Source organism: Paenibacillus sp. Leaf72, assembly GCF_001422685.1.
Lineage (GTDB): Bacteria > Bacillota > Bacilli > Paenibacillales > Paenibacillaceae > Pristimantibacillus.
This window is the reverse complement of the sequence record NZ_LMLV01000001.1, coordinates 942,536-956,417: the sequence shown is the minus strand read 5'-3', so window position 1 is coordinate 956,417 and position 13,882 is coordinate 942,536. Positions and strand designations below refer to the sequence as shown.

General features: G+C 49.5%; 11 protein-coding genes. 10 read left to right on the top strand and 1 reads right to left on the bottom strand.

The window, feature by feature from the left end:
- The first annotated feature begins 10 nt into the window (after positions 1-10).
- From ASF12_RS04215 to ASF12_RS04170, 10 genes are all read left to right on the top strand, one after another.
- Complete coding sequence (locus tag ASF12_RS04215; RefSeq protein ID WP_056029945.1) at positions 11-745, top strand: urease accessory protein UreF; 735 nt, start codon at positions 11-13, stop codon at positions 743-745.
- 59 nt (positions 746-804) lie between these two features.
- Positions 805-1,521: an urease accessory protein UreG gene (ureG, locus tag ASF12_RS04210; protein WP_081418599.1), complete on the top strand. Its 717-nt coding sequence runs from the start codon at positions 805-807 to the stop codon at positions 1,519-1,521.
- Positions 1,514-2,353: an urease accessory protein UreD gene (locus ASF12_RS04205; RefSeq protein ID WP_056029942.1), complete on the top strand. Its 840-nt coding sequence runs from the start codon at positions 1,514-1,516 to the stop codon at positions 2,351-2,353. Before ureG ends, ASF12_RS04205 begins: the two co-directional genes overlap by 8 nt.
- Before the next feature lie 33 nt (positions 2,354-2,386).
- On the top strand, positions 2,387-3,043 hold the full coding sequence (locus ASF12_RS04200; RefSeq protein WP_056029939.1) for an urease accessory protein UreH: 657 nt from the start codon (positions 2,387-2,389) through the stop codon (positions 3,041-3,043).
- 377 nt (positions 3,044-3,420) lie between these two features.
- The gene (locus tag ASF12_RS04195; RefSeq protein WP_056029936.1) at positions 3,421-5,691 is read left to right on the top strand and encodes a helix-turn-helix transcriptional regulator; all 2,271 of its coding nucleotides are present in this window, start codon (positions 3,421-3,423) and stop codon (positions 5,689-5,691) included.
- A 386-nt stretch (positions 5,692-6,077) separates the two neighbouring features.
- Positions 6,078-7,676, top strand: a complete 1,599-nt coding sequence (locus tag ASF12_RS04190) for an extracellular solute-binding protein (RefSeq protein WP_056029933.1) — start codon at positions 6,078-6,080, stop codon at positions 7,674-7,676.
- A gap of 166 nt (positions 7,677-7,842) precedes the next feature.
- Positions 7,843-8,745, top strand: coding sequence for an ABC transporter permease (locus tag ASF12_RS04185; protein WP_056029930.1), 903 nt, complete (start codon positions 7,843-7,845; stop codon positions 8,743-8,745).
- 26 nt (positions 8,746-8,771) lie between these two features.
- The gene (locus ASF12_RS04180; RefSeq protein WP_056029927.1) at positions 8,772-9,647 is read left to right on the top strand and encodes a carbohydrate ABC transporter permease; all 876 of its coding nucleotides are present in this window, start codon (positions 8,772-8,774) and stop codon (positions 9,645-9,647) included.
- 11 nt (positions 9,648-9,658) lie between these two features.
- Entirely contained in the window at positions 9,659-10,822 is a 1,164-nt protein-coding gene (locus ASF12_RS04175) for an MFS transporter (RefSeq protein WP_056029924.1), read from the top strand.
- Between the two features lie 54 nt (positions 10,823-10,876).
- Positions 10,877-12,571: a hypothetical protein gene (locus ASF12_RS04170; protein WP_056029921.1), complete on the top strand. Its 1,695-nt coding sequence runs from the start codon at positions 10,877-10,879 to the stop codon at positions 12,569-12,571.
- A 60-nt stretch (positions 12,572-12,631) separates the two neighbouring features.
- On the opposite strand, the gene ASF12_RS04165 is transcribed toward ASF12_RS04170, so the two are convergent.
- Positions 12,632-13,786: a PQQ-dependent sugar dehydrogenase gene (locus tag ASF12_RS04165; protein ID WP_056029918.1), complete on the bottom strand. Its 1,155-nt coding sequence runs from the start codon at positions 13,784-13,786 to the stop codon at positions 12,632-12,634.
- Positions 13,787-13,882 lie beyond the last annotated feature (96 nt).

The following is a 13,882-nucleotide window of genomic DNA, read 5'->3' as shown; positions in this document are numbered from 1 at the left end:
GAAGCCAAGGATGATGTCTTTTTTGCAAGTGGCACAATTAGTAGACTCAGCTTTTCCGACAGGGGCATTTTCCCATTCCTTCGGCCTAGAAACGTATGTGCAGGAGGAGCGAATTCGAACTATTCCCGATTTTTTAACATGGATGGAAGGTTATATTCAAGGCACCGTTGCCCCTATTGAAGGCGCTGGCGTGTATTGGAGCGCCATTTGGGTGCCGGCCTACTTGCAGCAGTCCAGGCAGCAGTCTGAGAAGCAGGAGCAGGAAAAGATAAAGTCGAAGCTGCTGGATTTATCGCGCAGGATGACGGGCACGCGCCTGGCGCGGGAGTCCAGAGAAGGGGCAAGCAAAATCGGAAAACGGTATTTGCATACCGTGCAGGCGGTATACCCCGAATCGCTGCTGGGCGATTATGCGGCTTGGATCAAGCATGAGCGCGGGGACGCGAACGCGGCGATCGTTCATGGCTGGATTTGCGCGTTTTTGCAGCTGACGCCTCATATGGCGGTGCTCAGCTTTTTATATCAGACGGTTAACAGCATGCTGCAAAATTTAATTCGAATGTGGAGCCTGGGCCAGACCGATGGTCAAAAAATAATGACCGCCTTGTTTCCGCTTCTGGAGCGCGAGGCGGCGGCGATAACAGCGGAGCCGCTTTTGCCAAGCCAGATGTATACCGCGAACGTCATGCAGGAAATTGCAGCTATGCGCCATGAAAGTCTGTATTCCCGCTTGTTTATGTCTTAATGGTGGATGAAGCTAGCCGTCGCGTTGGCAATTAAAAAAGATGAAGGAGAGATGAGCATATGTGTGGAGGAGCAAATCATAGCCATGCCCATGACAGCTGGAACAGCACGCCGTTTCAAGGAGGAAGAGCGCTTCGTATCGGAGTAGGCGGTCCTGTCGGCTCGGGGAAAACAGCGCTGCTGGAGAAAATCAGCGAAATCATGTATCCGGACTACAGCATCGGCATAATTACTAATGATATTTATACGAAAGAGGATGCGGTCATTTTGACCAAAACAGGCGTTTTGCCGCAGGAGCGCATCATTGGAGTGGAGACAGGGGGTTGCCCGCATACCGCTGTGCGCGAGGATGTATCGATGAATATGGAGGCGGTCGAGGATCTAGAGCAGCGTTTTAGCGACCTGGATCTGCTGTTCATTGAAAGCGGCGGCGACAATTTGGCGGCAGCATTCAGCCCAGAGCTGGTTGATATGTTTATCTACATCATTGATGTTGCCCAAGGCGAAAAAATTCCGCGCAAAGGCGGGCCGGGCATTACCCGCTCCGATCTGCTCGTCATTAATAAAATCGATCTCGCCCCCTATGTTGGCGCTAGCCTTGAGGTGATGAGCGAGGATTCCAAGCGGATGCGCGGGGACCGTCCATTTGTAATGACCAATCTCAAAAGCGAAGAAAGTGCCGCTAAAGTCGTGGAATGGATTATCGCAGCTTGCCCAGCCCTAAAGCATAGCCATACTCATCACCACCATCACGAGCATCATCACGACCATGCATAGCCGATGGCAGGGTGAAATTGACTATATTAATGGAAAAAATGTTTTAAGCTATTCGGCTCATCAAGCACCGCTGAAAATTACCCGCCCGTTCAAAGGGCCATCCGGCGAGATGATTATTTATTTAATGGAATCATCTCCCGGCCTGTTCGGCGGGGATGTTCAGGAGCTGGATTGCCTAGTAGGGGAGAACGCACATCTGCTGCTTACGACACAGTCTTCGTGCAAGCTGCATCCGGGAATGGGCGAGGCGACGAGCGGACAGAACAATCTTTTTCGAGTCGGGAAAGATGCTGTACTGGAGTATTTTCCAGGGCCGCTCGTTCCTTATAAGGATGTCCGTTATAAGGGGAATACGGTAGTTCGTCTGCAGCGGGGGGCACAGCTTTTGATGAGTGAGATCATTACGCCTGGCCGTGCGGGTTACGGAGAAACGTTTGAATACGAGATGCTGCACAGCGAGCTGGCGGTGTATTGGGAGGATCGGCTTGTCGTATGGGACCCATTAAGGCTGGAGCCTCCGAAGTTTCCGCCCCAATCGGTGCTTGGGGGTTATTCTCATTTTGGGAATTTTTGGTTTTTGTCTGAAAAGATTACAGCAGAGCATGTGGATGCGGTGCGGCGTATACTGGACAGTTATTCGAATGTGAAGCCGTCAAATAGTAGTAGATTAGGGCAGGAGATATACGGCGGGGTGTCGCTCTTGGAGGCGAATGGCCTAGTCGTGCGCTGCCTTGGCAATAGCGGAGCAGAGCTTGAGGCGCTGTTCCATGTCATTTGGAGCGAGCTGCGCCCGCTGCTGTTAGGTAAGGATGCTTTTCAGCTGCGCAAGTAGTGGAAATAGAAATTAAAAACAGGGGGTTATGAAATGGATGCAGGTATACTCTCTGTACTGGCTATCGGGTTTCTGCTGGGCATCAAGCATGCGCTTGAGCCGGATCATGTCATTGCGGTATCCACAATTGCGATTAAAAGCAAGCATATTGTTAAGTCCGCCTTTTCCGGCGTGTTTTGGGGAATCGGGCATTCGCTGACGCTGTTTATTGTCGGGTTTATCCTCATGGCCATGAGAAGCGAGATGACGGAAAAATGGGCGATGTCGCTAGAATTTCTTGTTGGTGTCATGATCGTTGTGCTGGGCGTAAATACGATGATTTCGCTTAGAAACAGGCGTGCGATTGCGGGTGCGAAGGATAGTCAGCATTTTCACGGCTCCTATCGTAAATCTTTGCTGATTGGCTTCATTCATGGCCTCGCTGGCAGCGGAGCGATGGTCGTTTTGACGATGAGCACCGTAAATAGTATTAGCGAAGGGCTGATCTATATCGTCGTATTTGGCGTTGGTACGGTAATCGGCATGTTATGCTTTACTACCTTCATTAGCATTCCGTTTATTCTTTCTTCCAGCCGCTTTAAGCTGAATCGCGTTCTAATCGGGGCAACCGGCGTCGTTAGCGCTGTATTTGGTTTGTATTATATGTACAACCTAGGCGTGAATGAAGGATTGTTTGGATTATGGGTGTAGGTAGTACAAGGTATGGCGTATTTGCGATGTGAAAAGTATTGATTCAATTAAAAGAGCAGCCATCCATGCAAAAAAATCACCACATTTTTATGGTTTAATGACAACGCTGAAGAGGCTATTGCGTTTTATATAGTAAGCGGTACGACTACAAGGGAATGTGAGGGGCTGACCGATGCTCCGAGGCATTCCCGTTTTTCTTTGTCCATTTATATAGCCCTTACATTGCAAATGTAAGGGTTTTCCTGCCATCTTTTTTTGAATTAAGCTTTGTTTTCTCGATATATCTGATACAATGTTAGAAAAGCTGCCATTAACAGGGCGTTTGTAAGGAATAATCGCATGGCAATTTCGATGCTGTCAGATTTGGAGTGAGGCATATGTCAAAAAATTGGTATCGCAGATTGCTATTTTCGTATTTTCCGATTTTTATTTTAACGATATCTATCGTCATTTTTCTCTCCTTCCTTATTGTGAATGAGATTTCACGGAATGAAACCGAGAAGGCGGGCCGCATTTCCACTTCCTATGTCGTCGATAGTCTGGACAGAGCGCTCAATCAAGTAGAGATGGAAATTTTGCGCCAAATGGAAAATGATCCGATTTACGGACAATTTCTTGCGGGCGATGTGGAGAAGGGCAGTCCTGAATTTATGGAGCTCGCCAAAAAGCTATGGGTCATGGAAAGCAACAATGAGCTGCTGGATTCCATGTATATATACCGTCTGTCCGATCAGCGAATCGTTAGTAAATATGGGTTTACGACGCAAGAGGTGTTTGCTGATCGCGCTTATTTGGAGCAGGCGCTGGATGAACCAGCTTTTCAGGGCTGGTCGCAAATTCGCTCCTTTAAGCTGCTGGAATCCGACAAGCCGGAGGAAGTAATCAGCATGCATAAGCGATTGCCGCTTCCGTTCGGCGAGGAGGGGGTTTTGGTCATTAATTTGGGTGCTTATCCGATAGGCCGGATGATTGATGATATGACGCGCAGCAACGTTTCCTTTTTTCATGTGACGGGGAAGCAGGGCCAAACTATTTTTCCGAAAGGCAATTTAGGAACGGGAAGTATCGACGAGAAGGGTACGGTGTTAACGACGCTAGTATCTCCAAAGCTGGGCTGGACGTTCAGCAGCGGCTTGCGCGCGGGGCAGCTGTTTGCATGGGTATCCGTCATTTCTTATGTATGGATTATTATTGGCCTGGCTACCTTATTGCTAGCCGTCCTCTATATCATTTATATTACGCGCAAAAACTATAAGCCCATTCAGGTGATGATGAGCCGTATTCAGGCGCTTCCCGCGCGCTCCGCAGATGTCACGACCAGGGACGAGCTGGCGTTAATTGACCACGCGCTGGAGCAGCTTATTCAGCAGACCGCAGATTATGAGATGCAGCATCATGAGAATCTGCTTATACGCAGGCGGCAGTTTTTTATCGATTTAATCGAAGGCAATGCTCAAGGGGATAGGGTTGAAAAATGCCGCTCTTTAGCCGTGCTGCAAGCGTCGGAGCATGCGGTGCATGCTGCGGTCGTCATTGCGGAAATGCATGATTTTGATGCCTCCTACGGCGATTTCTCCCATCAGGATCAGCAAACGTTCCGTTTGACGCTTATGAACCTTGTTCAGGAGCTGGCACGGGAAAGGGAGCTGGACAGCTGGGCGGAATGGATAAGCAGCAGCCAGTTGGGCATTATTTTTACAAGTGGTGCCGCAGAGGAAGCAGAAGATGATGAAGAAGCTTTCAAAGACAGGCTGCGATTAGCCGTCAGGAGCTCACACCAGTGGGCCGCGAACCAATTCGAGCTGACAATGAAGTTCGGTATCGGCATTGTGGCGAATTTGGATAGCGCCTTAAGCTTAAAGGAATCCTACCAATCGGCCGGATCGGCGCTGCAATATGTATTGTCACTGGGTGAAAATGAAATGGTGTTTGGCTCGGATGTGCCGCTGCAGCCGCATATGGAGTCTTATAAATATTTCCCGATCATGGCTGGCATTGTGAAAATGTTTCGCTTGACCAATCAGGAATGGCGGGAGCAGGTGCATACGCTGTTTCAAATGGTCGGCTCTGAGCTGCTTGCGGATCATGACATTCGCATGCTCATCCATTGGCTGCGCCAAATGCTGGGCAGAGAGCTGATGGACCTCTCTGACAATCTGAAAGATTATTTCGTCGGACAGCAGGCGCAGCTGTGGCGGGCAGAGCTGGATAAAACGAAACGGCTGCCCGAGATGGAAGCTTTGCTGCTGGAAATGATGAATGAGGTTTACCGAGTATATGTGTCGACTAATGAAAATAAAAGCTATCGGGCGATGATTAGTGAGATGAAAGCTTACATTGAAGATCATTATACGAATCCCGATCTGTCCCTCACCATATTGAGCGATCGGTTTCAAGTGTCGGCGAAATATGCGAGCCATTTGTTCAAGGAAGAGTTTCATACAAAATTCGTTGATTTTTTGGCGCAGCTGCGCATTGTGCATGCCCAAAATTTGCTGAGCCAAACCGATGAGGTGATCCAGCAAATCGCCTTGCAGGTCGGCTATGCGAATGCCGTCACCTTCGGACGTGTGTTTAAAAGAATAGTCGGTGTGACGCCGGGAGACTATAGAAAATACGAAATGAAGCCAGATCATGCAAATGAATAAGCTTTAGCTGCAAGGCGGCTCCCGAACAAATTCGGGGGCCTTTTTTAAATATAAGAATGTATAAGTTTCACACGTATAAATAGGCTTATATTTCTCGGACTGAAACACGCCGCACCGCCAGAGGATGGCGACAGCCGTTTCACCTTGGATGGCCAATTCAAGCGAATCGGAAAAAGGTATGTTTACAGGAATAGCGTCACATCAGTGGAAATACGGGGCTTGCGACGATTTTCCACCTATTTTTTGAGGTGGAATTCTGTTTATTGTCAGATTTCCTGTCATCGTGTCATACTTGGCTCATCTCCACAAGCGGCATCGTCAACGAGAGGTTAGGAAAGCTTACCTCAGCAGGCGAGGCAAACCAAACAAAAAGGGGCTGTGAACAAATGAAGCGTAGCAAAAGTAAAATGGCGGTCAGAAAATGGATGGCGGGTACGTTCGCATTAACTGTATTGGTTACGGGCTGTTCGAACGGAGGCGGAGAAACACCTAGCGCAAGCTCAAGCTCGAACGCAGGCGGTGGCGCAGCTTCTTCATTAAAAGTAGAAATTTTTGACCGCGGCAATACGCCGCAGGGCTATACGATTACAGACAGCTACTTAACTCGTTACGTGAAGGACAACTTCAGCAAAACGAGCAGCATTGATGTTCAATTCGTGCCGATTCCCCGTTCAGAGGAAATTGCCAAGCTGAATGTGCTGATGGCAAGCGGCGATGATGTGCCGGATATCGTATTTACGTATGATCAAGCGACATTCGAACGGTATGCCGAGCAAGGCGGTCTCACTGATTTGACGGACTTATTAAATGAGCATGGACAAAACCTTAAGACGTTTCTAGGCGACGATACGCTGGAGTATGGACAAGTAGAAGGCAAACAATTTGCCATTCCGGGCAAAAGAACGATAACGGCTAGATATTCCTCATGGATTCGCCAAGATTGGCTGGATGCGCTGGGCATGCCGATGCCGGCGACGACAGACGAGCTTTACGAAACGCTTAAAGCGTTTAAAGAGAAGGACCCGGGCCAAACGGGAGGCAGCGTCATTCCGCTCGGCATGACCATTGAGCCTGGGCAGTTGGAGCCATTGCTGTGGTCATTCGTACAGCCGCAAAACAGCCTGACAACGGATGAGCAGCTGGCCAACCGCGATTATTTGCCGGTGCTCCCAGGCTTCAAGGAAGGCTTGCGCTTTATGAACAAGCTGTATAACGAAGGGCTGATGAGCAAGGATTTTGGGCTGGATCAAGATAAGAAGCAGCTCACACAGGATATTCAAAGCGGCAAAATCGGCATGTTCAGCGATGACTACGACAACATTTATTATAACGATGCGGCGTATGAGAACCTGCAGGCGAACAACCCGAAAGCAGTTCTCGCTCCAATTGATCCGTATACGAATGCGGAAGGACTGCATGCAAAGCCGGAATATGCTTCCAATGGCCTGTACATCATGATTCCTAAGTCAAGCAAGCATGCTGCTGAAGCGGTTAAATATTTGGATTGGATGTCTTCGACCAATGTTCTAATCGATATGCAAAACGGCGTTGTAGGCGAAAACTACGAGCTGAAGGATGGCATTCCAGTGGTGCTTGAAAATGCGTCGCAGGAAGCGAAAGACCGAATTTATAACCTCGGCGATATCGTCATCGTAGCTAATGGCAGAATCGCAGGCGATGACGAGAAAAATAAAGAAGCCTTTATTTACGGGATGCCAACGAAATATCAAGAAGGCGTCCGCCAATCGATGGAATTTGCCGATACGGATACGATCGCGCCGGTCAAATTTGCCCGCCCGATTGAGAGCAAAACGAAATACGGCACTTCGCTTGAAAGCAAGCTTGATGAATTGATCGTAAAAACAACGATGGCTTCTCCAGATAAATTCGACAGCACCTTTGATACGGCATTGGAAGATTATATGTCCCGTGGCGGCAAGGAAGTGATGGACGAGCGTACGAAAGCTTACACAGAAGCGAAGTAAAGCAGCGTACGTTTGAGTTGATAGGCTAGGCAGGCAAGCTACTAGCTAGTTAGCAAACTAGCAAGCAAGTAAAAGACAGGAGGACAGTGGGGAGCCGAACTGAACCGATATAGGCGGGGCTCCCTCTGCGCCAACTGTAAATGAAAGAAAGAAGGGGCGAACAACATTGAGCACAAACATTTATTTTCGCAGGTATTGGCAGCTTTACGCGCTGATTTCACTCCCGCTCCTTTATTTTCTAGTGTTCAAATATGGACCGATGTGGGGCGTGCAAATCGCATTCAAGGATTTCAACCTGTTTCAAGGCATTTCGGGCAGTGAATGGATTGGATTTGATGCTTTTGTAGAAGTTTTCAAAATGAAGGATTTTTATTTGACGCTTCGCAATACGTTAATGCTGAATATTTTGGATTTAATCGTCTCCTTCCCGGCTCCATTAATTTTAGCAATCATGCTATATGAAGCAAAATGGGTTTGGTTCAAAAAAATATCGCAAACGATTTTGTATATTCCCCATTTCATCTCATGGGTCATTATAGGCGGCATTGTTTATCAAGTATTTGGCACGCAATCCGGCATGATTAACAATTTATTAAGCTCGCTTGGCTTTGATGCGATTCCGTTTCTGACGGATAAAAAGGATTGGCTTGTGACGTATTTGGCAACCGGCGTGTGGCAAAGCGCAGGCTGGGGCACGATTTTATATTTAGCCGCTTTGACGGGCATTAACCGCGAGCTGTTTGAGGCGGCGGAGGTTGATGGAGCAGGGCGCTTCAAACGGATTTGGCATATTACCCTTCCGGGCCTCAAAACGACTATTGTCACGCTGCTCATTATCAATCTAGGCAATATGATTACGATAGGCTTTGAACGGCCGTATATTATAGGCAATTTGGCCGTTCGCGAATATTCGGATGTGCTCAGCACCTTCGTTTACCGCGTCGGTATCCAGTCTGGCGAATATACGCTGGCGACCGTCGTCGGTTTATTCCAGGCGGTAGTGGGACTCATCTTCGTCCTTGGCGCCAATTATGCATCTAAAAAACTAACAGATGAGAGCATATTATAGCTCTTGCAGAAAGGTGCGGAGGCTCCATGAATGAACGTACGGCAAACCGCGTATTCGATACGGTAAATATTGTTTTGCTTGCCTTGGCAGTTGTAGTTTGTATATTGCCGTTTCTGCATATTATTGCGGTATCGCTCAGCTCCAACTTAGCGATTACGTCGGGCAAGGTAACCCTTTTCCCCGTCGGGTTCAACTGGGATGCGTATGGCAAGGTTTTTTCGGATATGACGATGATTCGGTCCTTAGGGTTTACTGTATTTCTTACGGCGCTGTGCGCTGCGCTATGTATGGCAATGACGATTGTTGCCGCCTATCCGTTAACGAAATCGCAGCTTAAAGGACGCAAGCTGTTCATGATTTTAATCGTCATCACGATGTTTTTCACAGGCGGCATCATTCCGGAATATATCCTCGTGCGTGACCTGAATTTGCTCAATACGGTATGGGCGCTCGTGCTGCCGGGTCTGATTAGCCCATTTTATCTGATTATTCTGATTTCTTTCTTTAATGGCATTCCGCAAAGCTTGGAGGAAGCGGCTGAAATCGACGGCAGCTCGCATTTTGGAACGCTGATGCGCATCATATTGCCGCTTTCCCTGCCCGTTATGGCGACGCTGTGCCTCTTTTACGCCGTTGGGCGCTGGAATGGCTTTCAGGATACGCTCATGTACATTTCCAAGCCGGAGCTGTATCCGATTCAGCTCAAGCTGTATCAAATGATTCAGAACAATATGGTGTCCGAGCTGTCCAGCCTTGAAGGCAACAGCGGCGGGCCGAAGATTACGCCGGAAAGCTTGAAATCAGCGAGTGTTATTTTTGCTACTGTTCCGATTTTGCTCGTATACCCATGGCTTCAGCGTTATTTTGTCAGTGGCGTAATGCTTGGAGCAGTGAAAGGATAATCAACCTCATCATGAATGACGCGAAAAAAATGCTGCTAAAGCTGCGAGCCTTGTACTTGTTTACAGGGCTTGCTGGCGGTTTGTTCAACCCTTATTTAACGACGCTGCTCGTTCATCAAGGCATGTCGGCGGGTCAGGTAGGCATGATGATGTCGCTGGGCACGCTGCTGTCTATCATCGTTCAACCATTCTGGGGCTACATGGTGGACCGTTACCGCCAGACGAAGCTAGTGCTTGTATGCAGCATCGGCATGCCTGCGGTGCTTGCTTACTTTTACAATGTCCACATATTCGCGCTGCTTGTCATCGTGTACACAACGTCGATTATTTTCAGCGTGACGCAAAGCCCAATCGCCGATTCCTATGCCGTTACCGCTGCCCGCGAAGGGCGCACCTCCTATGGGACGATTCGCAGCCTGGGGAGTTTAGGCACGGCGCTTGGCGGTTATGCCGGCGGCTTGTACTTATCTTATTTTCACATTACCCAGCTGTGGCTGCCGTTTTTTATATTCAGTGCGGCTGGAGTGGCAATGGTGCTGACGCTGTCGAATAAGTCGGATAGCTACCGAACGACGGTGAGCTTAACCGAAGGGTTCAAAAAAATGCTCGGCAACCGCAATTTTCTATGGTTTCTTGTAGCCTGCTTTTTTGTCAATCAGACGCTGACCGCCTACAATTCCTTTTTTGTGCTGTCCTTTCAGGAGGCAGGGGGAAGCTTCTCCATGGTCGGCTTTGCGCTGCTGCTCGCTTCGATGACTAATGTGCCCTCCATGCTGCTGGCCGCTAAAATTATTGCCAAGCTTGGCAGGGAACGGACGCTCGTCATTGCCGCTTTCGCCTATGCGCTGCGCTGGGCTGTGCAATGGCTGTTTCCGTACCCGCCTGTCATGATAGGTATCCAAGCGCTGCATGGCTTGTCGTTCGGACTCTTTTATGTCGCAGCGGTCGAGTATGTAGCAAACGTATCGGGCAAGGACATGCAGGCGACCGGGCAAAGTGTATTTAATATGGTTTTTGTTGGGCTGGGCGGCATTATTGGCAACCTGCTTAATGGATTTTTGTACAATGCGGGTGGCGCACAATTGATGTATCTGGCATGCACGGTCAGTGCTATAATGGGCTTGTTGCTGTTACATGGCGTTAATAAAAGAAGCCGTTCTTTGCAAGGGCATTAATTTAGGGATGAAAACCGGGCGGATAATGGCGGAACTTCTAGGGGGAGAAAGGGCATGGCATGGAAAGAATGGAGCCAGTTGTCGGAGGAGCGCCGTTATTTAGTCGATCAAGCGCTGGCTTATATGGATGCAAAGTATGATGAGAAGGCGAAGCTGATTGGCGAAAGCGAGGAGCATGGCAAGCACGGCACGAGGGGCAGTGGACATTACGCACTCGGACTGCTGCTGCGCAGCGAGCCGGGCGACATAGAGCGGGCTTGCGAGGTGCTCCATAAAATTATTGATTTGCAATTCGATGCGCCAGATGAGATTTACCATGGCACCTTTAAGAGCGCACTTGAGTCAGTCGACCCGCCAGCGGGCAACTACCCTTGGAAAAGCTTAGGGCATGGCCATGCTTATTTTCTAGCGCAAACCGTTGAAAAAATAACCGAGCGTTTGGTCAGCGGAATAGAAGGCGAGCAAGCGAAAAAGGAATGGGCTGACCGGCTTGTGACGGCGGTAGATGAAGTGCTGCCTCCAGTTTGGAAAAGCTACGATCCGAATTGGCGCGAGTTCATTAGCTGCATTTTTGCTGTCATTTTGGAGCATTTTGCAGGCAAGCTGCCGCAGCAGCTGCTCGGACGTATGGAGCAATCGATGATCAAGGCGGTTACCGGCTCCATAGAACGCCGCTTGTCGGATGTCGTTCCGATGAATTCCAATATTGAGCTGATGCATACGTTTATTGTCCATTATTATGGCACACGTCTGCAGCGCAGCGATTGGCTGGAGCATGCCGACCGCGAGGCGGAGAAGCTTCACGCCCGTTATGCGGAGTTTGGCTCCTTATCCGAATTTAATACGACAACCTATTATGGTGTCGATTTGACGGTGCTTGGTTTATGGCGGCAATACGGAAAGACGGCTGCCTTTAAGCAGCTTGGGCATGCGATGGAGAAGGGGCTTTGGGCCAACATCGCCGATTTTTATAATCCGTATATCGAAAATCTTTCCGGGCCGTTTGCCCGTGCCTATGAAATGGAAATGACCGCCCACAGCTCGCTGGGTGTCATGCTGTATTTGGCGCTCGGCAATGGCTATGAGCATTTTACCGCAATAAACTGTGAGACGGAGCATGATATTATGATCGCGCTTGTCGGTGTAGATGTACCGGAGGAGTTGCTTCCGCAGCTTGCCGAGCATCAGGGCGACCGGCTTGTGGAGCAGCCTTTCCGGGAGCTGTGTGAGCGGGACCAGCCGGATGCAAATACAAATTTATGTACAGCGCGGGCTTGGATCGAGAAAGAGCTGATGATGGGTGCCATGTCAGGCAGCAAAAACACGAACGGCCAGCTTCACCCCGCCACGATTCATTGGAAAACGGCGGATGGACATAAATACGATCTCCGTCTCATTCGGCGCGAAGTCGGCAAGCATTGGAACACCCATCTGCGAGGTGTCTATTATGAAGCGGCAGTGAATGAACGCGAGCTTGAGGTAGAGGTTCAGTGCGGTGCCGCCGTTGATATTGAATTTTATTTTGAAATTACGGGGCAAGGGGTGGACGCGCGCGGCATTGCGGCCAATCGCTGGACGCTGCCAGGGCTGACGCTTGAAGTTGAGGCGGAGGCTCCAGCTCCTGTTGTGCAAGCTTTTGACAATCGTCTGGAAATCATCTATTTGGTACAAGCGAAAAAATCATTAGAGACACCTGCCGCCCCCAATACAATGAAATTTTTGCTCAGCAGAGTGCAGGGGAAGGTTTAGCACAGTGCCCCCGTTTCCGTTAGAAATGGGGGCACTGCTTCGTTCAAGCGGCGGCATGTTTTACTTCAACTCGTTCACGATCAGCAGCCGATCATCCGTCTCTGCCGGGTTTCCTCTGCCATCGGTGTTATTAGTGATGACATATACACGGCCATCCTTTATTTTCACATCGCGCAGCCGCCCTTCTCCATCAAACACGACCGACATTTCCTTTGTTGCAGGGTCATAGCGATACAAGGCACTGCCCACTAGCGTAGCGATCAGCATCCGGTTCTGATCGTCAATGGCTGCACCGGAAGGCGCGATAGCCGGCTCGCCAGTATGATAGACGGGCGAGTTCATCCCACTGCCAGTTTGATCGCCATATACGGTGGGCCAGCCATAGTTGCCGCCAGGCTCGATAACGTTAATCTCATCATGACCGCCAGGCGAGCCCGATGGACCATGCTCCGTCACAAGCATGACACCTGTATCTGTCCAGGCCAGTCCCTGTGGATTGCGGTGCCCATAGGAATAAACGTACGAATCCGGGAATGGATTGTCTGCTGGTACCTCGCCATCGAGCGTCATGCGCAATATTTTGCCTGCCAGACTGTCTTTATCCTGTGATAGCTCAGGCTGCTGGGCATCTCCTGTTGTCATATACAGCAGCTTGTCCGGTCCATAGGCCATTCTGCCGCCATCATGATTATAAGCACCGGGTATTCCCTCCAGCATAACACGTATCTCATCCCAGCTCTCGCCGGTATACTTCAGCTGCACGACGCGGTTGAGCATTTCGCCATTTTCCTCATACGTGTGGTAAGCATACGCCTGCTGCGACTGTTCAAAATCCGGCGCCAGCAAAAAGCCCAGAAATCCGCCCTCGCCGCCGCCATGAACCGATTTAGACAGGTTAACGTTTTGCCTCGTCGATTGATCGCCCTCGATTCGGACAATATGGCCTTCCCGCTCACTAACGTATATAATGTCACCGGCAAACGCAATGACCCAAGGAGCTCGCAGTTTTTCTGCGACAACCTCATAGGGTTCAGTCGATTCGGTCGATGGTTCCGTTGCATCGGATGCAACTGGCACAGCTGTATCCGATGTTGATGCTGGCGATGCCTCAGCGGAGCGCTTAGCTGCCGCCGGATCTTCATTTTGTCCACAAGCGGCCAAAACCCCTAACCATAGGCTCAATATAAGTACAGCTGATACTCGTGTCCATTTCAAGATTCATCCTCTCCTTCTTGTTCTTCTATCACCTATTATTACGCTTCGGGCGCTTCGCCGAAACAGAAAAATGAATAGGGAAAGCTTCAGCCAAGC